Raw genomic sequence first — 24,438 nt, 5'->3', positions numbered from 1 at the left:
GTGCCCGTTGTGCATTCATTGTAGCACCTCCTTTTTGTTTGCAACAATTATAATATTTGTTCCAAATTACACAGATATACTTGTTGTAATTGAAATATTTCAAAGATTAAGTTAACCAAACAGAGAGCTGGCTGACTATCGGTGTAAATGTTTTTCCAGTTTCTCTTCATATACATGTGCACCCTTGAAATAAACGTTTGTTTAAATGATCTCTATAAACTTCGATAAAAGGTCAAATAGAAAAAGCGTGTTTTGAAAAAAGATTGATCAAAACACGCTTTTAATCTATTCAATTGTGAAAACTCACAGTTTTTTTAATCTTATCGATTATTCATTTCGCTCGGATTTGGACCTTTACGTCTATTGCGATTTAGTTGATTTATTTCCTGCAATTCATCCGCAGTTAGTTCGAAATCAAATACTTGAAAGTTCTCTTCTATTCTCGCTGGTGTTACTGATTTAGGAATGACGATCGTATTATTTTGCAGGTGCCAGCGCAGCACAACTTGAGCAGGAGTTTTGCCATGTGATACAGCTATCTTTTTAATCACTTCATCTTGGAGCACTTCTCCGCCTTGGTCAAGAGGACTCCATGCCTCTACAAAGATCTCATGTTTTGCACAAAACTCTTTTACCTCATTTTGAGCAAGGTATGGATGGCATTCAATTTGGTTTAAAACAGGCTTTACATCACATTCCTTTAAGATACGTTCTAAATGTTCAATTTCAAAGTTACAAACGCCAATAGATTTTACTCGCCCATCATGATATAGCTTTTCTAATGCTTTATATGTATCAACATACTCGTCAAATTGAGGAGTAGGCCAATGAATCAAATATAAATCAACATAATCAAGACCTAATCTTTCTAAGCTTTCATCAAATGCTCGTAATGTATTTTCATAGCCTTGATCACTATTCCAAACTTTTGTCGTAATAAATAACTCTTCACGAGGAACAGAAGATTCTCTGACAGCTTTCCCAACGCCTTTCTCATTCTCATATATCATTGCAGTATCAATTGATGTGTAGCCTGCTTCAATTGCTTTCGCAACGGCAGTGGTTGCTTGTTCATCAGAAACTTGCCAAACACCAAAACCAAGCTGCGGCATTTTTATACCGTTGTTTAATGTAACAAAATTCATTTTACATTTCTCCTTTTTCAATTCGTTTGGTTTCTTTTGACACTTTGCTTTTCATAAATTCTTGTAAAGTACTGCTTTCAACAAAAGTATATTGTTCTTTTCATTGAATTTCAATTACTGAAATTTATTTGATATAATTACATAAACTATAGTTACTATAAATTTTATAGTTTGTAACTATAAGGAAGAGGTGGGTTATGAGCAAAGTCGTAGAATCTGAGAAAATGGAAATAGAATGTTCCATTGAAAAAGCACTTAATGTCATTGGAGGGAAATGGTCTTTTCTCGTACTAAGAGAACTGTTCGAAGGTACAAAACGGTTTGGACAATTGCAAAAAGCCATTTCAAAGGTAAGTCCAAAGGCATTAACAGATACTTTAAGACATTTAGAAGATCATAATGTATTAATTCGAAACGTATACCCAACAGTCCCGGTAACGGTAGAATATACCCTTACAGAAAAAGGACAAGCCTTACATAAAATAATTAAAGAAATGAAAAAATGGGGTGCTTACTGGGGCTAGTCTTCGAGTAGAAGGAAAGCTTATTTAAAACTGCTTTGATACAGAGGGACGAATCGAATAGAAGGAGACCCCTATCTTCCAACCTCTCCTATTACCATACATACCATTCTGTATACAATAGCTCAATTACGTATGAAGTAAGTATATCTTTCAAGATCGAACCTCTTTGGAGACAGAAGTCTAATTTTCAAAAGCTCTCTGATCTGTCTCTTCATATCAACTTCTGAATAAATATTGCTATGGTACACACAATATGCATATTCAATAGAAAATCAGGAGGAAATCACATGGTAAATGTATGGGAAACAGTCATGGATGCCATGAAATCACTGACAATTCAAGACGAAGATCAACCTCTTCATGTCGGTGAAGTGATGGCATGTTGGATTTACTTGGCAGGTCTTGAAATCGCAAAGGTATCTGTTCAAGCAGGTATTAATACCACGGAGGATAATGAACTAAAAGCAATACTTAAAGAAGATATGAAATTAGGGTCCAGTCAAAGGGAACGACTTCATGACTTCATGATTAAAGAAGGAATTACGTTACCTACAGCCCCCGAAGATATGCCAATATCAGACCCAAACAGTATTCCTCTTGGAGTTAAATTACCGGATGATGTGATTGCAAACGAATTATCTTTAAAAATCGCTAGTTTAATTATGCGTGCTGCAAGTGCTGCTTCCGAATCAATTCGAACAGATGTCGGATTATTATTTATTCAATTTCAAGCAGAAAAGTTAGCTTTCGCGACGAGATTAAAACATCTAATGCGCAAACGCGGCTGGATTAAAGTACCGCCGTTTTACGTTCCGCCTGGTTCCCAGCAACATTAATTTAAAGCTTTTATGGGGCTGTCTCTTCACTCTTGAGGAGCCCTTTTTGTGTGTTTCACTTGAGCAAAATTCAATGACACCGGGTTGTATTAAGAACTCTGTGTAAGGGTGAACAACATTTAATAGCCGATAAAGAAGGACCCCTTCTTATTAAAGAATAGCGCCCTTCGGAATAACTGTGCAGCTTTTATTTGCTGGTTTAGTTGAAGCATGATTACTGATCTACCTTTTTGTATTTAACAAAATATGGTGCAAAAAGAGAACCGATTATTAAAATAGCAATCCCTAAACCAATTGTTGCAAAAGCATTATCAAAGGGTGTGAAGAAATTTCCAAATACCAACATTGGTAGGATAGTCAAAGAAACAAATATTAACCTTCCAAGAACTGTTATTCTATGTTCAGTATTACAGTTTTCACATTCAATTGGTTTATACCCCCACCAAAAAGATTTATATCAGGAAGAATGATATCAGATTTTGCAGCAATTTCTAATAACACCTCTCTAGCTCTTTCCTCTGACCAAAGCTTAGGACGAAAATTTGGATCAAATACAACTTTAACTTTATGCTTTTTTGCTAGATCGATAGCTTTTATTACTGCTTTATAGCATGAGTCACTTAACGCAGGTGTAATCCCGGTAATATGTAAATACTTAGCTTTGGCAATATACTCTTCATTTATCTTCAGGAGAGAGACGACTCGCCGCGGATCCTTTACGAAAATATTGAACCTGAACTCGATCCCCACTTTCACTTCTTTAAAGTACTGACCTGTTGGCGCCTCAGTATCAAAACGTACTTGACTTACATCCACACCTTCACCACGAATAAAGGAACGCAATGCTTTTCCATACATCTTTCCCTACTTTACTAATCCAACCAGTTTGATGGCCTAATCGAGTTACCCCAATAGCTACATTAGTTTCATCTCCACCAAACTTTCTTGAAAAACTCCCTGGCGTAAATAAAACCATCGTCTCCCCTAATGTTACAACATCCATAGTTACACCCATATTAAGAGATTGAATTTATTAATCACGTATTCTTATTTAAAAATTTAAATACTAGTTATAGTCTTCTATTCCATCATATATCTTGAAACATTTATTCCTTTTTCCGCACTAACTCGTTTAATTCTTCCCTCATTCCATCTTCAATAATTCCTCTAGTATACTTCGTAACTAAATCAGTTAGTCCGTCAACTTCACTTAATTTTATATCCCATAGTAACTCATTATCTAATACTACAGAAACAACCTCTCTTAAACTTTCACCATTCCCATCAAATTGATTCCATGCCTCATAAAATGTGCGAATAGCTTCTTTAGAATCACGAACCTTATATTCATCATTCCCACGTTTTCCAATTAAATGCTCTTCATCTAAAAGCTTAATAGGACGATAATATGTTATTAAACCTGCAAGGGAGAATGCGATGTTTTTTGGAATCTCATTTTTTTCATCTACCCATTTATGAAAAGTTGGTAGTACCCTTGTTTTAAATTTTGAAACTGCATTTAATCCTAGATCACCAAGATAATGCTTTACAAAAGGATTTTTAAAACGATCTAAAACTGATTCGGCAAACCTATGTAGTTCCTCCTTTCCATAAGGAAGAACAGGTAAGATTTCATTGAAGATAGATTGGTGAACAAATTGATATAACGCCTCATCCTCCATTATCTCAAATACGGTATCCACCCCCGATAAATACCCAATTGAAAACATCATCGTGTGCGGCGCATTTAAAATACTTACCTTTAAGTTACGATATGGTGTAACATCTCCCCACTTGACATTTAATCCAGCCTTATCAAATGGAATGGCTTCCGAAACTTGTTCATTCGCATCAATGGCAAATAAATGATAGGGTTCACCTATAACAAGAAGCGAATCTTCATATCCTATATTCTCTTGAAATGCTGTTATATTATTTTTTGGATATCCTGGTACAATACGGTCTACTAGTGTATTACAGAAGCGATTATGATTTTTCACCCATTCTATAAAATCAGTTGGCAAATTCCAATCTCCTGATATTTTGAGTACAATCTCTTTTAGAATATCTCCATTTCCTTCTACTAATTCACAAGGAATTACTGTAATTCCTTTTGTTTCATCTCCTTTAAACGTGTGATAACGATGATAGAGAAATGCCGTTAGCTTCCCTGGATAGGAAAGAACAGATTTGTCAGATGTGAATTCTTCCTGTTGGTAGGTTAATCCTGCTTCAGTTGTATTTGAAAATGCAAACTCAATGCTGTCTGATTCTGCATATTTTAACACCTCTGACCAATTTTCATACGGGTTAACCCACTTCGAAATAGAAGGAATCACTTCATATTTATCAATTTTTTCACCTTGGTCAACCCCTTGTAAAACAAGTGTATAAAGCCCATCCTGTCTTTCTAACTTAGGTACGACCTTTCCATGAGGTGTCGGTTGAATAGCAACAATCTTTCCATTAAAGAGACCTTGTTTGTTCATTGCGTGGACCATCCAGTCTACAAAGCCTCTTAAAAAGTTCCCTTCACCAAATTGAACTATTTTTTCGGGTAAATTAGCTTGATCCTGGAACTCTACAATTCCCTTTCTACTCTTAATAGAAACACGATTTAGGTATGCCAATGATATCCCGCCCTTTCGTAATTTTTTAAAGCATTACTCCATCTTTAAATATCGCAATTTCTTTGAATCCATACTTTTCATTTTTAGCTTGTGTTTCACCTGATGCTAGTTGAATAATGTAATCGAAAAACTCATCAGTCATTGTTTCCATGTCTTTATCTACGACCAACTCACCAGCATTAAAGTCTATCCAATTCGATTTTCTTTCAAATAGGCTATTGTTTGTAGAAATTTTCACCGTTGGAACTGGCCCACCAAATGGAGTCCCTCTTCCTGTTGTAAACAAGACAATATGGGCTCCTGCTGCAGCCATATTTGTTACACTTACAAGGTCATTACCTGGCCCTTGAAGTAAATTTAATCCTGAATTCTCCATTTTGCCACCATATTCGAGAACATCCACAACTTCTCCAAATCCACCCTTTTGAACATTTCCTAAAGACTTTTCTTCTAAAGTTGTTATACCACCATCTTTATTACCGGGAGAAGGATTTTCGTAAACCACCTGACCATGCCTTATGAAATACTCTTTAAAGTCATTTACAAGTTCTACGGTTGCATTAAATACCCCCTCATCTGCCGTACGTTCCATAAGTAGTTGTTCAGCACCAAAGAATTCTGGTACCTCTGTTAAAACCGTGGTTCCACCTTCAGAAATCAACCTATCAGAGAATGATCCGAGGAGAGGATTGGCAGTAATACCTGAAAGACCATCTGACCCCCCACATTTCAACCCCACCTTTAACTTTGATAAAAGCACATCCTTACGCTTAAAGGTGGACGCATACTCTACAAGCTCTTCAATAGCTGCTAAGCCTGCTTCAATTTCATCATCTACACCTTGGGCAGCTAGGAATTTCACTCTATTTTGATCGTAATTACCAATCACCTTTTTAAACTCTGGTATATTGTTATTTTCACAGCCTAATCCTAAGACAAGTACACCAGCTGCATTCGGATGATTAACAAGGTTCTTTAAAATTTTTTGAGTGTTTGTTAAATCATCTCCTAGCTGTGAACAACCAAATGGATGAGGATAATGATAAACTCCATCTATTTGATCCCCTTTATGCATTTTGTCAGCTGTAGTTGCAATACGTTCCGCAATCTTATTGATACAGCCTACAGTATTAATAATCCAAATCTCATTACGAATACCAACATCACCATTTTTCCGTACATACCCTTTAAATGTCCGATTGGTACTCGAAGCCTTCACCACATTTTTTGGTTGTTGTTCGTATTTATACTCCAAGGCTCCTTCCAATTTAGTTGCAACATTATGGGTATGCACCCACTCACCAACTGCAATATCTTTTTTAGCCTTCCCAATTGGAAAACCAAATTTCATGACATCTTGGTCTTGCGGTATTTGTGTTAAAGCGATCTTATGGCCAAATGATACATCCTCAGAAACTTCTATAATTCGATCTTTTACCTCAACCTTCTCCCCTTTTGTAAAATTCTTCAACGCAACCAACACATTATCATTAGCATTTATAATTAAGTAGTTTGCACTCAATTTTATCCCTCCAAATCACTTCTTGACTTCAGAACTTTTTATGAACCTATCAAACTAGTAACAGTATTGATTAAGATAGCTAAACTATTCTCGATATTAGATTAAGTGAAAAGAATTTTTAGTTTTTTCAAAATAAAAGAAAAGAAGAAGGTAGTTTCTAGTAACGCCTCCTAGGACCCTATCAGAAACCACCTCCTTACCTAGGCAATTTTTTGAATCGCTTTCTACATCTTCTTAGACTAATTCAATTCAATCCGCTAATTAAAAACGATTCTATTATTCCCTTATTTCGAAAACAGTATTTTTGAGCCCTTATACTAATACCCTTCTTTAATATAAAGATTCTTGAATTTATTCTAGAACAATAACTGACTTATTTGTGTTATGGTTCTTATTATGAAAATGTTCTACCGTATCATTAAATGAAAGTTCATACGTTATATAGTCATCTGCATTTATTTCTCCATTTTCTATGCGTTCAATGACATACTGAAAATCCTCATAAGTAGCATTCCTACTTCCCATTAGAGTTAATTCTTTGGAATGAAAATTAGGATCATCAAAGCTAATATCGTCTTTTACTAACCCAACATAAATCAACTTACCACCGTGTGAAACATAGTTAAATGCATTCATCATGGAAAGTTTGTTTCCAGTCGCATCTAGAACAATAGATGGTAAATTCCCATTATTGATTGCTCGAAGTTTCTCCTCATTATTTTCATCGGAAACTATTACTTCGTCACAACCCGCCCAACTTTTACATAACTTTAACTTTTTTTCACTAATATCCATAACAATTGTTTTAGCATCTTGAGTCTTCGCAAACGCTGCAACCCCTAATCCAATAGGGCCAGCACCGATAACTAATACAGTATCTTCCGGTTTGATCTCTGCTCTTCTTATTGCATGTGCACCAATACTTAACGGCTCAATTATTGCAGCTTGATTCAAGGAAAGAGAGTTTACCTTTAATACATGCTTTTCAGGAACAACTAGAAAGTCTTTCATTCCTCCATCTATATGCACACCTACCACTTTGATATTAGTACAACAGTTCGTTTTTCCACTTTCACAAGCAATACAAGTACCACAATGCATATACGGAATGACTGTAACCTTATCACCAACTGCAACAGAACTAACAGCGCTTCCAGTTTCCGCAATAATTCCAGATAATTCATGTCCAAGAATTCGAGGGTATTGAAAAAAAGGTTGATTTCCTCCATATGCATGTATATCTGTACCACATATCCCTATTCTCTTAATAGAAATTAATACATCACCTTGATTGTTAATCTCTGGCTTTTCTTGTTCAATAATTTCCATTTTACCAGGTTCTTGACAAATGAGAGTTTTCAATCTTTACAACCCTTTCTTTGCTGAATTAATCATAAAATGAACTTTTTATGTCCCAACCTATTATTAAAATAATATTGAAGGTAACCACATTGTGATTTGTGGAATAAATCCAATTAATAACGCTGCTAAGATTAAGATAATTAAAAACGGCCAACTTTCTTTAATAAAATCTTCTATTTTCGTTCCTGTAATTGAACATGTTGTAAACATAATTGTCCCTAAAGGTGGTGTTAATGTCCCTATACTTAAACAAATAATGAAGAAAATCCCAAAGTGAACAGGGTCAACTCCGTATTGGATTAACATCGGTATAAATAGCGGAGTTAGTATAATAATAGACACGTTTCCTTCTATAAACATTCCTACAATTAAAAGAAAGACAAGAACAACAATAAAAAATAGTAAAGGTGAAGAAATGTTCCCAACCATAAATGCAGTCATTTTTTGAGGAACTTGTTCAAGAGTCAAAATCCATGCAAAAGCAGATCCTGCACCAATAATAATTAAAATAGATGCAGCTGTATGGACAGTCTCTATTAAAGCACGAATTAATTGTTTTATAGACATTTCTCGATAGATGACTAGTCCTAAAACCAAAGCATATAAAACTGCTATTGCTCCTGCCTCGGTAGCACTAAAAATTCCAAAACGAATACCACCTATAATTATAATGGGTAGTAATAGAGCTAAGATTGCATCTTTAAAGCTAGCCATGAATTCTTTTAACGTAATTTTTTCCTTTTCACCAGTTTCTAAATTATGTTTTTTCGCATAAAAATAGACATAAACCATAAGTGATAGACAAAGAGCGACTCCAGGTAGTATACCTGCTAAAAATAACTTTCCTATTGAAACATTTCCAACATACCCATACATGATTAGTGCAATTCCAGGAGGTATAATGGGCGTGATTAGGGATGTAGCTGCCGTTAAAACAGTAGAAAAAGATTTAGAATAGCCCTTTTTCACCATTTCTGGTACAAGCACTTTTGATTGCATTGCTGCATCTGCAATATTTGAACCACTTAATCCACCCATTAATGTACTGAGTACTACATTTACTTGAGCTAATCCACCAGGTAACGGTCGAGTTATGATTTCAGCAAATTTTAACATCCGTGCTGTGATCCCTGTATAATTCATTAAAATACCCGCTGTAATAAAAAAGACGATAGCCAAAAGCGGGATTGATTCTATTCCTCCAATCATACGTTGCACAAGTACAGCCATGACAAAACTATCAGTGAAGAAAAAGTAAACTGATGTACTTACAATTAATGCAAACGCTATTGGAACATTTATCAAAAAAAGTATCAGTAATACTACTAACATAGCTGTTAACGCCATTTATATCTCCCTCCCTTTCTCGTCATCACCTTGAAAAGAATGGAGTAACTTAATAGTAAAATGGATGGTTGTTAGGATACCACCTATTGGTATCGCAATATCTATCCACTGATAACTGATAGCTAAAACGGGGGTCACCTTGCTGCTTGCTTTTGATGTCAAATCTAGACCTAAGACTATAAAGACATAAACTAATACATAATAAATGGAGAGAGATCCAATTATAGTAAAGAGGATGTGAAAAATCTTTGGCATCCTCTTTAAAAAATAGTCTACTCCGATGTGACCATCCCTCTTCATTGCAGAGCTTACTCCTATAAATACCAACCATACAAATAACCCCAACGTAACTTCTTCTACCCAAGCAATAGGGTTATTTAATATAAATCTACAAAACACATTTAAAATTGTTAATACTGTGATACCCGATAGAGCAATGAGTGAGAGTAAATCATCAATCGAATTAAACCATTTTTTTAACATATAACTTTCCTCCTGCTTTTTACCACTTAGTCATTGCTAATTCGAATTAACGCTCTTCTAAAATCTCCTGAACTGTTTGATGTAAGTTTGGAGACCAATTTGGAAATCCGTCATAAACACTTTTCGCCTGTTCTTTAAATGGAGCAAGGTCGACTTCGTGTACTTCAATTCCTTCTTCTTTAAATTGTGCAAGAACTTTCTCAGACTCTTCTTCTACAATTCCTTTCGCATATTCACCAGCTTCATCACCTGTTTCTTTTAAGATAGTTGCCATTTCTTCTGGAAGTGTTTTGATAAAGCTTGTTCCTGTGATCCAAGGACTAATAATTTTAGTATGTTCTGTTAAAGATAAGTGTTTTGCAACTTCGTTTGTTTTTGAACCCAATAATACAGGTAATGGGTTCTCTGCCCCATCAACTAACCCTTGTTGTAAAGATGTATATAAGTCTGCTAACGGTAGAGGTGTAGGTGTAGCACCTAAAGCCTCAAATGACTTAATGTACACATGATTGTTTGGAACACGAATCTTTAACCCTTTTAAATCTTCTGGCTTAGTTACTGGAGTAGTTGTCATCAAATGACGTTTACCATAAATTGTATTTGTTGTAACAATATCAATGCCTTGCCCATTTAATTGACTTACCAAATCTTTATACCAGTCTGTTGTCGTTAGATAAAATAAATCTTCAAAACTATCAGTCAAATAGGGTGCTGTTAAAATGCCCACATCTGGTACATAATCCATTAAGAAATCATAACCTGTTAAAATAACAACATTATTCCCCATCATCGCTTGCTCTACAACATCTTTTTCAGAACCTAATTGCGAACTTGGATATAATTTCAATTCTAACTTTCCGTTACTTTTTTGTTCAGCTAATTCTTTCCACTTCTTCGCTAATTGATCAATCGGTTCCCCTGGTTGATTACCATAAGCAATATTAATTGTTATTTTCTCTTCACTATCAGTTGGTGAACCTTCTTTTTCATTACTTTCACCTGAGCTATTTGTTGTACCTGAATTACATGCTACTAGAATACTAGATAAAATAAATGTAAAAATTAGCAGTGATAAAATTTTTTTAAATTTCATATCAGCACTCCTTTTGTGATAACGCTTTCTTAATGTTATTATAACATCAAATATTAGAATGAAAATTAATAATTATTGATAATATATACCCTTTATTGATATTATATATATAATATTCTAAATATAATGACGGTGATATAATGGAACAGCCAATTCGTAAGTCTTTTACCCAAAATAGATTTTTTCCGTTTGAAATTGTTTATAAGGATACAAAAAATCCTCAAAATGAATTACCTGATCACTTTCATGAATGGTATGAAATTGTTTATGTTTATAAAGGAAAAGGAACATTCTTCATCGATCAATCTATTCAATTCATGAATGAAGGAGATCTATTTATTTTACCAGGGAATGTCATCCACTACGCCATACCGGATAAAGAAAACCCTGTTACTTCAACTGCAATTTTTTTCGACCCTCTAATGGTTAGTAATCAAAAGTACAGTAATCATTATTCGTATTTGCAAATTTTTGATGAATGTGTAAATTCAAAAAATTTTAGATATGTTTTAAATTTGGAACAACGGAATAATATAGTTAAACATTTGGATAATCTTTATACGGAAATTACACAAAAAAAGTTAGGCTATATTCAAGCAATCACTATTATTCTACAAAGTATGTTACTTTACTCAAGTCGATCAATACTACAAACTCCAAAAAAAGGAGAAGATTCAGAGAATTCATTACCTAATTGGTTTAAAAAAGTTTTGGATCATATAGAATTAAATTTTACCAACCAGGTTGTTGACCTTGTTTCCTTATCAGAATATGCTGAGATAAGCCCAGAACACCTAAGCCGAGTCTTTAAAAAAATGACAGGAATGAATGTATCAGAATATATAACGTCTAAGAAAATTTTGCTAGCAAAAGAGCGCTTAATCCATACTAATGATACTGTTGAAACAGTTGCTAAAGGGTGTGGGTTTAATAGCATGCCTCACTTCCATCGTACTTTTAGAAAATACTTTGGTATGACTCCTTCTAATTATAGAAAGCGTTAGAAAATGATCTGTTTTTTAGAATCACTAAATCTTTAATATAAAATTGAATGATTTATTCTTGCAAATCCTATTGAAATGGAGCTTGAAGAAGCCAGTGCCATGCAAGAAAAATATATGGAGCATTTGAATAAAACCTCCCCCCTGTCTCCATATTACAGGAACGGTTACATAAGGTATCTAAATCGAAAACCTAATTAGCCAAAAGAAAAATGAACTTAGCGATCAACTTAGTTCATCAGACTCGAAAATTATACGGTTCTCCATCCTTAATCTTAAGAGAATTGTATTTATTCAACAATTATGCTCTTATCTATAGTATGTTTTTCCAGCGTATTCATCGTATTTTAAGATATAAAAAATGGCTTAATTTTAACTTTGTGGAAACATTTTCTACAGTAATTATTTATAGTTTTCAACGTGCACAAATATAGGAATTTACGTGGAGAGGTTGGTATGATAGGCTCGGATGCCTGATAAAACAACGGCATTAGACTTTCAAGACTAATCTTACCCACAGAGGCTCCATGTCAAGTCCTTTACCTCTTATCTTGAAATACATGTACACAAAGATAAAAGGTGCATCAAGGTAATTCCATGAAAGGATTCACTCTTATTAGTAGCTGCTTGAATTGTGCTCCGTAATTCTTCATCCGATAGGTAATTCAATAAAAACAAAGTACGAATAGCACAATCTAATTCCCGAAATGCTTAATACAATCATAACCACCGGTCTATAGACCGGTGGTTATGATTGTATTAGGCAAAAATTTGACAAATCACTGTTCTATTAGACTGCTTATAGAAACACTTTGTTTATTATTTGGTTCATCAAGAGGATGGATTGTAGCTGTTCCATTTTGTTCATCTACTTGTCTTGTGCCCGTTGTGCATTCATTGTAGCACCTCCTTTTTGTTTGCAACAATTATAATATTTGTTCCAAATTACACAGATATACTTGTTGTAATTGAAATGTTTCAAAGTTTAAGTTAACCAAACAGAAAGCTGGCTAACTATCGGTGCCAATGAATCCAGTTTCTCTTCATATACATGTGAATCCTTGAAATAAACGTTTGTTTAAATGATCTCTATAAACTTAAATTATGAAATTTATCGTTTCCTCTAAGGTACAACGGGATATAGTGATGACAGTGTACTTCGGGGGCAGACAAGTTCATGCCTGCTATTTCACATTTCCCCATTTTCATACTGTAGCGACTTATCCGGTTATCCATATATTCGACACTTCGGTTCGGGATCGTCGATTTCATCAGAGAACCGAATAGTACGGGATGTCGGTCTCGCAGAGGATCTGGCCCACGATGAATACCATTACAACAGAAGTTGTTGAAGCTGCACGAGATCGTTTAGTTATCGGGATTAAATAAATTATAAAAGCTATCATTAGAAGATAGCTTTTTTTACATTTACTTATAGTGCAAAATATCGCCAAAAATAAGTACAAAATAACTCCTAAAGTGACAAAAAATAACTAACTTTATCAAAAATTTCTGAGTTAATAGAATTGACAGAAAATTTTATTTGTCTTACAATTAAACTAGTAATGATTAATTGTCTTACAATATAACATATGAAAATTTCAATTTTCCAAATACTTTTAAAAGGAGGGAGTTTTTTGGGAGAAATTAATGGGCTTGAAGTTAAAATAAAATCTGTCAATCGAAAAACACTGTCAAAACAAGTGATTGATGAAATTATTGATTTACTTATGACTGGCCAACTTAAACCTGGGGAACGATTACCTTCAGAGTTTCAATTGATGGACATTTGTAATGTTAGTAGACCGGTTATACGAGAGGCATTAACATCCTTAGAGGTTATGGGGATCATTAACCGCAAAACGAGAAACGGCACATTCTTTTCAGATAAAGTTGGCAACGAACCTTTTTCAATGATGTTGGCGCTTTCGGCCGGAGATCTGCTTTCAATTACCGAGATTCGAGTAGCACTAGAACTTGGTTTAGTAACGTTAGCGGCTGAAAAAATAACAGATGAAGATCTTGCTAAATTAAGAGGAACGATTGATAGAATGAAAGTTTTAACAACAGAAGATTCTTCGGAAGAAGATAAAGAATTTCATAAGATTATTGCTCAGAGTGCCAAAAATGCTTTGTTTGAAGGCATCATAAATCCCTTGCAACAGTTTCATCACAAAATATTAGAAAAAATCCCGTTGGAAGAAAGGGATTTAAAAGAGACAATGCGCCAGCATATTGAAATTTATAATGCACTTGAAAAACGTGACCCAATAGCAGCATATTCAAGTATGTATCACCATCTTAATTATGTTAGACAGAAAGCAATTAAAAGTTTAAAACCTAGATAGTTTCCTAGTATAAGTATTATTTAATTTCACCTAATATTACTGAAAACTTTATGAATGAGGGAGAAGGTAGTGAACGTGTAATTGAGAACGCTGTCAATTATGTGAAAGTCTTTGATGAAGCAGGAATAAGAATTGTTAGACAAAGATTTTCAGGAGATGTTTTCCATGGAATAACAACTCCGTATCAGCAATTCAGCGGGAGGAGCAATCTCTCGATGTGAAAGTTTGGGATTTACAAAAGAAAAAGTCAATACCCCTACTCTTGAGGAGAGCATTAAGTGGAGAGAAAAATTCAATAAAGTGTATAGGTGTCTAGTTCCAATGGCAGAAGATTATGGAGTGAAAATAGGCATACATCCATCGGGTACTCCTCAACTTGATAGTCCTTATGGCGCCCTTGGTTATCATCGAATAATTGATGAATTTCCTAACAACATGTAGGTTACATTTTTTGTGTCGGAACAAGAGCTGAAGATCCTTTAAATTTGTAATAATAGTAAGCTGCTTTTTTAGTAGTTAAAGAGTTATCTAGTTAAGAAAACAATTAAACATAAATTCGAGGGGGAATTGAAGTGAAAAAATGGAGCCGTGTAGTACCCATGTTATTGCTGTCCCTGTCCTTATTGGCTACAGGATGTCAAAATTCTAGCAGTACGCAGACTGGATCTGAGAGTCAGAATCAAGGGAATGAGAATAAGGAATTTACTTTGGAATGGATGGCACACCCTAACTATTCCTTATCCGCTTCAGATGTTCCGAGAGCCGAGTATCTAAAAGGTGTTGTTGAGGAATTTGAAAAAGAAAATCCTAGCGTGAATATAAAATCCAGCACATTGGCTTCCACCAATTCTGATGAATCTATGGCGAAGCTTTATGAGCAGGCTTCCTCCGGACGAGCACCGGACATGGCGATGATTGACGGTTATATGATTGATAGATTTAAAGATTACCTCCAACCATTAGACACGTATCTAGAAAAGGCCGGTATCAAAGAGGAAGATCTCTTTCCATTTGTTCAGGATGTAGTCAAGGGAGAAGATGGAAAAATCTACGCTCTTTACTTTAGTACAGATGTACGTGTGATGTTCTATCGTAAGGATCTGATTCCGAACCCTCCAAAAACATTTGATGAGTTGCTGAAAATTGGAGAACAGGTGAAAAGTCAAGGTTTTGATGCCCTTTTGCTACCAGGCGGACGTGGAGAAGGGGCTATGACGACTTCGCTTTGGCCGCAGTTCTGGTCTCAGGGTGGAGAACTCGTAGATGAGCAAGGAAACCCGAACTTCGGAGAAGGTGACAATAAAACCAAGATGCTAAATGTATTTAATTTCTATAAACAAGCTATTGCTAGTGAGGTTGTTCCGAAACGAGTATCTAGCTATACAAGAGAAAATGATATGAATGGGGAAGTATCAACTGGAAAGGTTGCCATGTTCTTTGGCGGAAACTGGCAGGTAGAGAACATGAAGCAGATCCTGCCGAAAGAAGAGTTTGAAAAGTGGGCGATTGCACCTATCCCTACATCTAACGCTAATGATAAAGCGCTTACAACTGCAGGCGGATGGTCATTTGGCGTCTTTACTGATGACCCGGAAAAACAAGAGGCTGCTGTGAACTTCCTGCTGAAAGCTTATTTTGGTGATGAAGGAATGGCTAAATGGAACTCCATTGCAGGAAGTTTACCTACACGAAAATCCGTATATGATTCTGAGCATTACCAGAGGAACGAATTTAGCCCTACATTTAAAGAGTACTTAGATACTATGGCAAAGGTTCGTCCTTCGGCAGGTTCTTATGGAAAGGTTACACAAGCATTGCAAGTAGCTCTTTCAGAGGTTACTTCTGGAACGAAAACTCCGGAAGCGGCCTTAGATGAAGCTTGGATTGTTGTGAATAAAAAATAGAAGGGTCTGTTCAGATATGAAAGGAATGGATTTAACAACGAAAAACAATGTTCATGTATCCGACTATAAGCCGAAAAAAAACGTGTGGCAGGTACTGGGGAATTCTCCGGTACCTTGGCTACTTCCTTTAGCTGTCGTTCTTTTATTTGTATTCCTATACCCCATTCTTGAAGTCGTGCGCCTTAGTTTTACAGATGCTCAGTTGAGTGGAGGCGACTATTCTTACACCCTACGATCTTACATTACTTTGTTTACTCTCCCTGGCTTTTTTAGTATGTTGGTCATCACTTTTATTTTTGTATCGCTAAGTGTTTTTTTTCAAATGAGTTTTGGATTTATCATCGCTCTGTTGGTTGACATTGGGACAAAGAGGAAGCTGGTTGGAACTGTTGTTGCTCGTACTACAGTGCTCATGGCCTGGGCTATCCCTGGTGTTGTCATTGGAATTATCTGGACTCTTCTCTACAATGAATCACAAGCAGGGATATTAAACTATATTTTAGGTTTTTTTGGTATTAAATCGATAGCTTTCCTTTCTGATCCTATAAATGCACTCCTATCCGTAACAGTGGCCAATATTTGGCGAGGGACGGCTTTTAGTATGATATTGCTCTACGCAGGACTTCAAACCTTCCCCAATGATGTACTCGAAGCAGCTAAAATAGACGGAGCGAATGCGTGGCAACGTTTGACTAAAGTGATTCTTCCTATTCTTATGCCTATTATCTGCATTAACCTCATCCTAGCTTCTGTTTCGACGTTTAATACTTTCGATATGGTTACCGCCTTAACGGCAGGAGGTCCGGGTAGAGCGACTGAGGTTATTGCGTTGAATGTTTATAATACCATCTTCATGGAGGATGCACTTGGTAGAGGAGCGGCAACCGCTGTGGTACTTTTGGCTATAAACGGGGTGATGACGATTGTTTATTTCCGCATGCTATCTAGATCTGAAGGAGGGAAACTCGGATGACACCAGTCCTAAAGAATAAACTTATAAACGGAGGGCTTTATTTAAGCTATGCTTTGATCATTTTGTTTTTTATTTTTCCTGTCTTTTGGGTGTTCTCTCTGTCACTGAAATCAGTTCCCGAGCTTTTTGCTGACCCACCCTTATTGTTTTCTAAAGAACCTGTGTTTGCGAACTATGTGTATGTTCTACAGAACACAGGGATTCTGGGGAATATCACCAATTCCCTTAAACTCGTGTTTTTAACCATTTTGTTTACCTTAATGATAGCTATTCCGGCTGCCTATGCCTTTTCACGTTTTCAATTTCGCCAAAAAAGATTTTCTTTAATGGCCATTCTTGTGTTTCAGATGATATCTCCTGTCGTTATTGGCATCCCCCTTTATCGCTTTTTCTCAGAACTAGGGCTGCTTAATAACCATATGGCCTTAATTGTAGTCTTGGTTGCGGTTGAACTCCCCTTTACCACCTGGTTTCTCAAGGGATATTTCGATACGATCCCTTATGAACTGGATGAAGCAGCGATAGTCGATGGCTGTACTCGATTGCAAATGATTTGGAAGGTGCTCTTGCCAGTAAGTCTGCCAGGTATTACATCTGTTTCTATCCTAGTAGCCGTTCAGAGTTGGTCACAATTTGTTATTCCTTTTATTTTATTGGATCAAGATTCGTTATTTCCAGTTTCCGTTGGGCTGGTCAAAACGCAAGCTAGCATTGAAGCTATTACCACTCATTACTTAGCCGCTGCTTGTATTGTAGCCATTCTGCCAGTCATTGCCTTGTTCGTTATCCTTCAACGTTTTATTGTAGGAGCCCTCACGAATGGAGCAGTTAAAGGTTAAAGGAGATGTGAACAATTAACAACTTCATGGGAATTTTAGTTGTTCCGCATAGTCATTGGGATCGTGAATGGAATTACACGTTTGAGCAGTTTCGCTTTTATCTGGTGCAATTTATGAATGAACTCATTCAGCTGTTGGAAACGGACAGTGAATTAAAATCGTTTCTATTAGATGGCCAAATCATTCTTAAAGTGGAAACTCTAAGAATACGATTAGCCAAGATGTAAGTTTAAGTGGTTGGATATAGAAGGAGTGGATTGGATGTTTTGGACAGAAGAGAAACTAGCCATACGTATAGCTGAGTTAGAAGAATATCGCTATAGGGATCGGATTCAAATCCCTCTCTTTAACTTTCAGTTAGAACACGGTGAAATTGGGACACGCCCGTCAGATGAGGGTGAATGGAAAACCATGAGGGTTGGCGACCGATGGGAAGGCAGGGATATTTACGCCTGGCTAGCGGCAGATGTTACGTTTCCTGCGGAGTGGAAAGATCGTAAACTCCTCGGTATATTCGATTTTGGAAAAACGGGACGCGGACATAATGCCGGGTTTGAATCGTTGCTCTACTTGAATGGAGAGCCTTACCAGGGGGTGGATTCCAATCATAAAGAAGTATTTTTCTCTTCTCAATTTGCAGGTCAGGATTTATCCTTTCGATTTCGTCTTTGGTCCGGTTTAGAGGGAATGGAAACCCCCGCTTCCCTAGAACACAGGATCAATCGAGCGGATTTAGCTTGGTTAGATGAGGCGACGGATGACCTCTACTATACGGCAAGGGCTATTAGTGAAACAGTGGCGATTTTAGATCCCAATGGAAACGAGTATACCTCCTTGCTAAGAGCATTAGATCGGGCTTTTCTCAGGGTGGATTGGTCACGTCCGGGATCTGAAAGCTTCTATGGATCGATTGCAGAAGCGCAAGGGCTGCTTCATGCAGAATTAGATAAACTGGAGAAAACGAATCAGGTTACGGTCCGATGTATCGGCCATACCCATATTGATGTAGCTTGGTTATGGCGTTTAAAGCATACACGGGAAAAAGCAGCCCGTTCCTTCTCTACCGTGCTAAGACTAATGGATCAATATCCAGATTACGTGTTCTTGCAGACTACGCCACAACTCTATGAATATATTAAAATGGACTATCCAGATATTTATGAAAAAATTCGAGAGCGAATTAAAGAGGGTCGATGGGAAGCAGATGGGGCAATGTGGCTAGAGGTAGACTGCAACCTGACTTCTGGGGAATCACTGGTCAGGCAACTCCTGATGGGAAAAAAGTTTTTTCGCGAAGAATTTGGAGTGGAATGCAGCTATTTATGGCTTCCAGATGTTTTTGGCTATAGCTGGGCCTTGCCACAGATTCTAAGAAAGTCGGATATTGATACCTTTATGACCACCAAGATCAGTTGGAATCAATATAATCGCATGCCGCATGATACGTTTAAATGGCGAGGGATCGACGGTACGGAAATCCTCACCCATTTTATTACGACTCCGCAAGCAGATCCAAATCAAAGTCACCGTTGGTGGTATACATACAACGGTGTGATTAAGCCACACACTGTTAAAGGAATATGGGAAGGGTATCGAGATAAGGGTTTAACAGAGGAGTTGCTTCTTGCCTATGGCTACGGAGACGGAGGAGGAGGCGTGAACCGAGAAATGCTCGAGATGCGTCGCCGACTTAATGTGCTTCCCGGAGTGCCCAATGTGATAACTGGACGTGCTGATGAGTTCTTCCAATCCCTGCATGATAAAGTAAATGAGACAGATCAATATGTTCATATGTGGGATGGGGAGTTATATCTTGAATATCATCGAGGGACGTATACGAGCCAAGCCTATAATAAAAGAATGAATCGGAAAATGGAGCTGCTTTACCATGAAACCGAATGGCTTCAATCCTTACGTAGTGTACTTTGTTCAGGATGGGCTGCTTATCCTCAGGAGAAGATTAATGAGGGTTGGAAAATTATTTTACGCAATCAATTCCATGATATTATCCCAGGTTCCTCGATTAAGGAAGTTTACGAGGACAGCAAGCTGGAATACGCGGAAGCCGAGCTCATAGGATTAGAGGCTTGGACTGCTGCGGCTCAATCATTGGTCAACAATCAAGATCATCTGAGATACACCGTGTTCCATTCCGCACCATGGAAGCATCCAGGGGTCGTCCGAATTCCTGTACAGAAAGGATCCGAGAGTGGATATTGGACTACTTCCAAAGGACAAATATTACGGTCTCAGCGTTCAGGAGAAGATTGGATTATTCAAATGGAAGAACTTCCATCTATGGGTCTTATGAACCTCACATATACTCCGGAACAGGATCAATCTCAGGCCATCCCTTTTAGCGCCACATCCTCTGGAGTGAGTACGCCATATTATGACATCGAGTGGAATGAAAAAGGACAACTAACCAAGATTTATGATAAGGAAGCCAAACGACAGGTATTAGCCGAAGGAACACAAGGTAATATGTTACAAGTGTTCGAGGACAAACCCATACGTTATGAAGCATGGGACATCGAAATTTATTATCAGGAAAAAATTCGTCAGGTAGATCATTTAATATCAGTAATGGTAACAGAGACGGGTCCTGTCCGCACCGTCGTTCGTTTTGAATGGAGATATATGGACTCTACTATTGAGCAAGATATGATCCTCTATTCCGAGAGTCGTAGAATCGATTTCCAAACCCAGGTTGATTGGCATGAAAAACAGCAATTATTAAAAGTTGCTTTCCCTGTCGACATCCGCTCCACGGAAGCAACGTTTGACATTCAGTACGGGAATGTCAAACGCCCGACTCATTGGAATACAAGTTGGGATTACGCTCGCTTCGAGTCGGTAGGTCACCAGTGGGTGGATTTATCCGAAACGGGATATGGAGTCAGCCTGCTAAATGACTGTAAATATGGTCATGACATTAAAAACAACGTCATTCGCCTTTCTTTAATTAAGTCAGCTACGTTCCCAGACCCGGAAGCTGATCAGGGTTCACATATCTTCACTTATGCTTTGCTGCCGCATCAGGGTAGCTGGATCGATGGAGGTACCGTTCAAGAAGCCTGGAACCTTAACAACCCGATTACCTACATTCCGGGGGAAACGTCTTGCGATTTTTCCTTATTCGAATTATCCTCCGACCATGTTATGGTGGATACTGTCAAAAAAGCAGAGAATGGAAACCAACTCGTTCTTCGAGTACATGAATTTACTGGACGACGCGGTACCGTACAGATTAATAGCGATTTAACCGTTCAGTCTTGGAGAGAATGCAACCTGATGGAGAAACCCATCGGAGATCAATATAAAGAACAAATCATTTTTGAGATTAAACCTTATGAAATCAAAACATTTTTGGTGGACGTTTCAAGATAAGAAGGAAAGAGGAATATTAGATTGTCGTATGCCGTTGGCGTAGATATAGGCGGTACGAAGACAACTATAGGGTTCTGGTGCAAAAATCAATCGTTAGAAACATAGAGTGTGAGTTTTCTTTAAATTGCTAACTTATGAAGCTAATCCAAACAATTTATGGATGAATTCTTTTTGATTTTAGGCAGACTTCACCCCTTGATGAACCTGCTTCTTTTTCATCATATGCATGGCTTCTATACCACTTAGTATGTAAATGGCTGTACGAAATGATTTCAATCCTAACATCGAACGAACTCGCTTCTTTATATAACGATGATCCTGTTCTACAATATTATTGAGATATTTAACTTGCCCTATTTGTATGTCTTCAGGCATACGTTTCTCTTCTTTTAACTCTTGAATCGCTACAGGATAGGCTGGATTTTTATCCACTGTAATGACACGAGGTTTACAAACATAAGAAGTAGCCAAGGCTTTCTTGAAAAAGCGATTGGCTGCTTGTTTATCTCTTGATTCACTTAAATAAAAATCAATGGTATTCCCTTCTGAATCGACTGCCGATATAAATACACCCATTGATCTTTTACTTTGATATACGTTTCATCGACTCTCCAAGAGTCATTTGTTGGCTTAAGATGACTTCGTACTCTTTCATCTAATTCCGGTCCATATTGATGAACCCAACGCATATGTCGCACGACTATGGAAAATGAGTTTGAATTATCCAAGCTGGCGTCATTATCAAAGGATCAGCTTCATTTTGTGGAAGTATTTTTAACATGCAGAGGGAATATCAAAGAAGTTGAAAAGGAGTTGGGAATTTCATATCCAACTGTCCGAGGCAAGCTAACAGACATAATTTCATCACTTGGATATGTGCAGAAGAAGAAAAGTGAAGTAGACGAGAAAAAGGTTGTTACCATGTTGGAAAATGGCGAAATCACTTCAGAAGAAGCCATTAAGCTGTTGAAAGATGAATAGGGAGGAATTTACCATGAAAGAGGAAATTGCAAGAGTACTAATGATGGTGCAAGAAGGGAAAATTGATACAGATAAGGGATCAGAACTGATTCAAATATTAAAAGAAAAAGAAGAAGCCGGAAGTAAGCTATCAGAAAAATCGACTGAATATTTAGATAAAACATTAAAAATTCGTGTTGTATCAGCTGAAAATGATAACGTCACGGTCAATTTGCCCATAAAACTTGTCAAGGTAGTATTAATGGCTGGACACAGTATCGCAGCGAGTATTCCTCAATCAGATAAATATGTAAAGGATATAGATATAAACCTTATTATTGATGCAATCGAAAACGAATTGGATGGTCAAATTGTTGATGTTAAGTCGGCAAACGGAGATACCGTTTCTGTCATTATTGAATAGGATTTGCTTATGTTGCTTTTAAAAGTAAAAACAAAAGACGTTTGGTTCACCATCCCAATTCCATATGCTATTTTAAACATTGGTATTTCAATTTTGTCTTCAAAATTTTTTCATCAAAACGCAAACAAATGGACAAAAGAGCACTTCGAAAGAAAAAAACTGGACTTTACCTTTCCACTGATAGACACAGAAACGCTAAAGCCTATCGTCAAGGAACTGAAAAATCATAGAGGGATCGTGCTAATAGATGTCAAAGCTAAGGACGGTACTGAGGTTAAGGTTAGACTATAATTTTTTATAGAATACACCGGGTCACTGACCGGCTTTTTATTTAACTCTTGTATAGGGGCAGCATCAGGAAACCGTGTTGCTACCTTAAGAAAAGCCAAATAATAAAAAGCCTAATTTCTAGCTTACAATACCGAGAAAATTAGGCTTTGTTTACTTAATAATAGCGCCCTTATTTGGAATAAGCACTGGTGGAGAATTCCTATACCATACCATTGATAGTCTTTAAAGGATTATTTCCATAATATTTAACTAATTCGATCAAATGCTTCCCGATAAAATTCCCTTAACTCAACTGAATTATCTTTCCATTCAACTGGATGTCCGTTGACTATCTGGTGAAGTACATCCAAACATCTATGCCATCCTGCAGCAGTATACATTGCCATTTCCTTATCGTCGAAAGTGTGGGTGAAGACCATTTGGCATCCTTCATCCTCTTCTAGTAATGAGATTTGTATCAAATCATCAACTTCACGGAACTCAAAGGTATGTGGTTTTTTTAATTCAGTTATAATACCTTCATATGTCGAACCTTCACCGTCATCGAAGGCAATCTTACCTCCTGATCTGAGGTCCATCTCCCCCGTTGAGAAAGGGTACCATTGGGAGAAGTAACTAGGATCCGTAATGACACGAAAAACTTCTTCGGGTTTATAAGAGAAAAAGCGTTTAAATCTTAGAGCATAACGACCATTTGATTCATGTAATGTTCCAAATTGATTCATCATATCATCCTCCCTTACTTTTATATCCTTCAAGTCTTGCTATTCACCACAAATTCAAATAAACAAATTAGACTCAAAAAAACATCAAAAATACTCATATTTGTTTTCATGCTTTTATAGTACCAAATATTTATATAACTAAAAGGGGTTCCGCCAACATTTTAACGATTTATAACGCTAAGCTGATTTTCTTGACGATTCCCCCGATTTTAACAACGTTAAGTAAGTTTTAGTGGTCTTAAAGAATCTAATGAAATCGCTTTCTCTGAATTAAAATGGTATTCTCCTAGTAAATTAATATGTTCCCAGCCTAATAGGTGCGAGAATTTACCGCAACAGTCCGGCTGACGAAAACCTACCCGATGGGGTGGTGTAAATCATGGTGCTTGGGTTGAACAGATATGGTGAGAATGCAATGAAATATAATAATGATTCTGAACAAAATTGGATAACTAATATTTATAATCGGTATGAGTTAGTGAAAAAAAGCACTTAAACTAATGCTAATCAGTTGTCTTAATAAGGAATATAAATTTGGCCGATAGAGGGATTAGAACAAGAGGCTGTCCGAAAAGAGCAAATTCATTAATAATTGAAATTCAAGAATGTTAATATACCAGCTTTCTGAAACATGTAAAGGG

The 24,438-nt window shown here is 36.8% G+C and carries 21 protein-coding genes and 5 pseudogenes; 12 read left to right on the top strand and 14 right to left on the bottom strand.

Features of this window, described 5'->3' with window-relative positions; all coding sequences use genetic code 11:
• Nucleotides 1-320: 320 nt before the first annotated feature.
• On the bottom strand, nucleotides 321-1,145 hold the full coding sequence (locus tag IC621_RS24160; RefSeq protein WP_191162292.1) for an aldo/keto reductase: 825 nt from the start codon (nucleotides 1,143-1,145) through the stop codon (nucleotides 321-323).
• A 197-nt stretch (nucleotides 1,146-1,342) separates the two neighbouring features.
• Here IC621_RS24160 and IC621_RS24155 point away from each other — a divergent pair, with 197 nt between their 5' ends.
• Both IC621_RS24155 and IC621_RS24150 read left to right on the top strand, forming a co-directional pair.
• On the top strand, nucleotides 1,343-1,669 hold the full coding sequence (locus IC621_RS24155) for a winged helix-turn-helix transcriptional regulator (protein ID WP_224752782.1): 327 nt from the start codon (nucleotides 1,343-1,345) through the stop codon (nucleotides 1,667-1,669).
• Nucleotides 1,670-1,956: 287 nt separating this feature from the next.
• A complete protein-coding gene (locus IC621_RS24150) occupies nucleotides 1,957-2,505 on the top strand; it encodes a DUF3231 family protein (protein WP_191162290.1) in 549 nt (182 codons plus the stop codon).
• 214 nt (nucleotides 2,506-2,719) lie between these two features.
• Here IC621_RS24150 and IC621_RS27315 read toward each other — a convergent pair whose 3' ends face one another.
• From IC621_RS27315 to IC621_RS24110, 8 genes and pseudogenes are all read right to left on the bottom strand, one after another.
• Nucleotides 2,720-2,899: a hypothetical protein gene (locus IC621_RS27315; RefSeq protein WP_396653119.1), complete on the bottom strand. Its 180-nt coding sequence runs from the start codon at nucleotides 2,897-2,899 to the stop codon at nucleotides 2,720-2,722.
• Nucleotides 2,896-3,481, bottom strand: a pseudogene (locus IC621_RS24140) (sugar kinase). The gene IC621_RS27315 and the pseudogene IC621_RS24140 overlap by 4 nt, the downstream one beginning before the upstream one ends.
• A 130-nt stretch (nucleotides 3,482-3,611) precedes the next feature.
• Nucleotides 3,612-5,135, bottom strand: coding sequence for a tagaturonate reductase (locus tag IC621_RS24135; RefSeq protein ID WP_224752781.1), 1,524 nt, complete (start codon nucleotides 5,133-5,135; stop codon nucleotides 3,612-3,614).
• Between the two features lie 25 nt (nucleotides 5,136-5,160).
• The gene (locus IC621_RS24130) at nucleotides 5,161-6,657 is read right to left on the bottom strand and encodes a UxaA family hydrolase (RefSeq protein WP_191162288.1); all 1,497 of its coding nucleotides are present in this window, start codon (nucleotides 6,655-6,657) and stop codon (nucleotides 5,161-5,163) included.
• A 351-nt stretch (nucleotides 6,658-7,008) separates the two neighbouring features.
• A complete protein-coding gene (locus tag IC621_RS24125) occupies nucleotides 7,009-8,019 on the bottom strand; it encodes a zinc-binding alcohol dehydrogenase family protein (RefSeq protein WP_191162286.1) in 1,011 nt (336 codons plus the stop codon).
• 63 nt (nucleotides 8,020-8,082) lie between these two features.
• Entirely contained in the window at nucleotides 8,083-9,366 is a 1,284-nt protein-coding gene (locus IC621_RS24120) for a TRAP transporter large permease (protein ID WP_191162284.1), read from the bottom strand.
• Nucleotides 9,367-9,849, bottom strand: a complete 483-nt coding sequence (locus IC621_RS24115) for a TRAP transporter small permease (protein ID WP_191162282.1) — start codon at nucleotides 9,847-9,849, stop codon at nucleotides 9,367-9,369.
• 46 nt (nucleotides 9,850-9,895) lie between these two features.
• Nucleotides 9,896-10,942: a C4-dicarboxylate TRAP transporter substrate-binding protein gene (locus IC621_RS24110; protein WP_191162280.1), complete on the bottom strand. Its 1,047-nt coding sequence runs from the start codon at nucleotides 10,940-10,942 to the stop codon at nucleotides 9,896-9,898.
• Nucleotides 10,943-11,082: 140 nt separating this feature from the next.
• On the opposite strand from IC621_RS24110, the gene IC621_RS24105 reads away from it, so the two are divergent.
• Nucleotides 11,083-11,946, top strand: coding sequence for an AraC family transcriptional regulator (locus tag IC621_RS24105; RefSeq protein WP_191162278.1), 864 nt, complete (start codon nucleotides 11,083-11,085; stop codon nucleotides 11,944-11,946).
• A gap of 585 nt (nucleotides 11,947-12,531) precedes the next feature.
• Here IC621_RS24105 and IC621_RS27310 read toward each other — a convergent pair.
• The 3 genes and pseudogenes from IC621_RS27310 to IC621_RS27300 form a co-directional block, all read right to left on the bottom strand.
• A pseudogene (locus IC621_RS27310) lies at nucleotides 12,532-12,654 on the bottom strand (Tn3 family transposase); the annotation flags it as partial.
• Between the two features lie 68 nt (nucleotides 12,655-12,722).
• A complete protein-coding gene (locus IC621_RS27305) occupies nucleotides 12,723-12,866 on the bottom strand; it encodes a small, acid-soluble spore protein, H family (protein WP_396653117.1) in 144 nt (47 codons plus the stop codon).
• A 169-nt stretch (nucleotides 12,867-13,035) separates the two neighbouring features.
• Nucleotides 13,036-13,221: pseudogene (locus IC621_RS27300) on the bottom strand (group II intron reverse transcriptase/maturase); the annotation flags it as partial.
• 359 nt (nucleotides 13,222-13,580) lie between these two features.
• On the opposite strand from IC621_RS27300, the gene IC621_RS24090 reads away from it, so the two are divergent.
• The 6 genes from IC621_RS24090 (at nucleotide 13,581) to IC621_RS24065 (ending at nucleotide 21,397) form a co-directional block, all read left to right on the top strand.
• Nucleotides 13,581-14,291: a FadR/GntR family transcriptional regulator gene (locus IC621_RS24090; RefSeq protein WP_224752779.1), complete on the top strand. Its 711-nt coding sequence runs from the start codon at nucleotides 13,581-13,583 to the stop codon at nucleotides 14,289-14,291.
• Nucleotides 14,292-14,863: 572 nt separating this feature from the next.
• Nucleotides 14,864-16,195: an extracellular solute-binding protein gene (locus tag IC621_RS24085; RefSeq protein ID WP_191162270.1), complete on the top strand. Its 1,332-nt coding sequence runs from the start codon at nucleotides 14,864-14,866 to the stop codon at nucleotides 16,193-16,195.
• A 16-nt stretch (nucleotides 16,196-16,211) separates the two neighbouring features.
• Nucleotides 16,212-17,168: a carbohydrate ABC transporter permease gene (locus tag IC621_RS24080; protein WP_224752778.1), complete on the top strand. Its 957-nt coding sequence runs from the start codon at nucleotides 16,212-16,214 to the stop codon at nucleotides 17,166-17,168.
• Nucleotides 17,165-18,007, top strand: coding sequence for a carbohydrate ABC transporter permease (locus IC621_RS24075; protein WP_191162268.1), 843 nt, complete (start codon nucleotides 17,165-17,167; stop codon nucleotides 18,005-18,007). The genes IC621_RS24080 and IC621_RS24075 overlap by 4 nt, the downstream gene beginning before the upstream one ends.
• 26 nt (nucleotides 18,008-18,033) lie before the next feature.
• Nucleotides 18,034-18,234, top strand: coding sequence for a glycoside hydrolase family 38 N-terminal domain-containing protein (locus IC621_RS27295; protein ID WP_191162266.1), 201 nt, complete (start codon nucleotides 18,034-18,036; stop codon nucleotides 18,232-18,234).
• 34 nt (nucleotides 18,235-18,268) lie between these two features.
• Nucleotides 18,269-21,397 carry an alpha-mannosidase gene (locus IC621_RS24065; RefSeq protein WP_191162264.1) on the top strand — a complete coding sequence of 1,043 codons (3,129 nt, stop codon included), beginning with the start codon at nucleotides 18,269-18,271 and terminating at the stop codon, nucleotides 21,395-21,397.
• Between the two features lie 177 nt (nucleotides 21,398-21,574).
• Here IC621_RS24065 and IC621_RS24060 read toward each other — a convergent pair.
• Nucleotides 21,575-22,086, bottom strand: a pseudogene (locus IC621_RS24060) (IS6 family transposase); the annotation flags it as partial.
• Between the two features lies 1 nt (nucleotide 22,087).
• Between IC621_RS24060 and IC621_RS24055 the strand changes: the two are divergent.
• From IC621_RS24055 to IC621_RS24045, 3 genes and pseudogenes are all read left to right on the top strand, one after another.
• Nucleotides 22,088-22,378, top strand: a pseudogene (locus IC621_RS24055) (DUF2089 family protein); the annotation flags it as partial.
• Between the two features lie 13 nt (nucleotides 22,379-22,391).
• Nucleotides 22,392-22,781, top strand: a complete 390-nt coding sequence (locus IC621_RS24050) for a hypothetical protein (RefSeq protein ID WP_191162262.1) — start codon at nucleotides 22,392-22,394, stop codon at nucleotides 22,779-22,781.
• A 9-nt stretch (nucleotides 22,782-22,790) separates the two neighbouring features.
• A complete protein-coding gene (locus tag IC621_RS24045; RefSeq protein ID WP_191162260.1) occupies nucleotides 22,791-23,072 on the top strand; it encodes a hypothetical protein in 282 nt (93 codons plus the stop codon).
• Nucleotides 23,073-23,317: 245 nt separating this feature from the next.
• Here IC621_RS24045 and IC621_RS24040 read toward each other — a convergent pair whose 3' ends face one another.
• The gene (locus tag IC621_RS24040) at nucleotides 23,318-23,797 is read right to left on the bottom strand and encodes an SRPBCC family protein (RefSeq protein ID WP_191162258.1); all 480 of its coding nucleotides are present in this window, start codon (nucleotides 23,795-23,797) and stop codon (nucleotides 23,318-23,320) included.
• Nucleotides 23,798-24,438 lie beyond the last annotated feature (641 nt).

Origin of the sequence: Metabacillus arenae, from assembly GCF_014773385.1 — a bacterium.
Taxonomy (GTDB): Bacteria; Bacillota; Bacilli; order Bacillales; family Bacillaceae; genus Metabacillus_D; species Metabacillus_D arenae.
Note: the sequence above shows the minus strand (reverse complement) of the source record. Positions and strands in the feature narration are given on the sequence as shown.

Excerpts from the sequence above, each read along its gene's own strand:
- IC621_RS24155 (WP_224752782.1), top strand. The coding sequence starts at position 1,343 with ATGAGCAAAGTCGTAGAATCTGAGAAAATGGAAATAGAATGTTCCATT.
- IC621_RS24110 (WP_191162280.1), bottom strand. The coding sequence starts at position 10,942 with ATGAAATTTAAAAAAATTTTATCACTGCTAATTTTTACATTTATTTTA.
- IC621_RS24150 (WP_191162290.1), top strand. The coding sequence starts at position 1,957 with ATGGTAAATGTATGGGAAACAGTCATGGATGCCATGAAATCACTGACA.
- IC621_RS24050 (WP_191162262.1), top strand. The coding sequence starts at position 22,392 with ATGAAAGAGGAAATTGCAAGAGTACTAATGATGGTGCAAGAAGGGAAA.
- IC621_RS24115 (WP_191162282.1), bottom strand. The coding sequence starts at position 9,849 with ATGTTAAAAAAATGGTTTAATTCGATTGATGATTTACTCTCACTCATT.
- IC621_RS24040 (WP_191162258.1), bottom strand. The coding sequence starts at position 23,797 with ATGAATCAATTTGGAACATTACATGAATCAAATGGTCGTTATGCTCTA.
- IC621_RS27295 (WP_191162266.1), top strand. The coding sequence starts at position 18,034 with ATGGGAATTTTAGTTGTTCCGCATAGTCATTGGGATCGTGAATGGAAT.
- IC621_RS24160 (WP_191162292.1), bottom strand. The coding sequence starts at position 1,145 with ATGAATTTTGTTACATTAAACAACGGTATAAAAATGCCGCAGCTTGGT.
- IC621_RS24045 (WP_191162260.1), top strand. The coding sequence starts at position 22,791 with ATGTTGCTTTTAAAAGTAAAAACAAAAGACGTTTGGTTCACCATCCCA.
- IC621_RS24065 (WP_191162264.1), top strand. The coding sequence starts at position 18,269 with ATGTTTTGGACAGAAGAGAAACTAGCCATACGTATAGCTGAGTTAGAA.
- IC621_RS24075 (WP_191162268.1), top strand. The coding sequence starts at position 17,165 with ATGACACCAGTCCTAAAGAATAAACTTATAAACGGAGGGCTTTATTTA.
- IC621_RS24120 (WP_191162284.1), bottom strand. The coding sequence starts at position 9,366 with ATGGCGTTAACAGCTATGTTAGTAGTATTACTGATACTTTTTTTGATA.
- IC621_RS24080 (WP_224752778.1), top strand. The coding sequence starts at position 16,212 with ATGAAAGGAATGGATTTAACAACGAAAAACAATGTTCATGTATCCGAC.
- IC621_RS24105 (WP_191162278.1), top strand. The coding sequence starts at position 11,083 with ATGGAACAGCCAATTCGTAAGTCTTTTACCCAAAATAGATTTTTTCCG.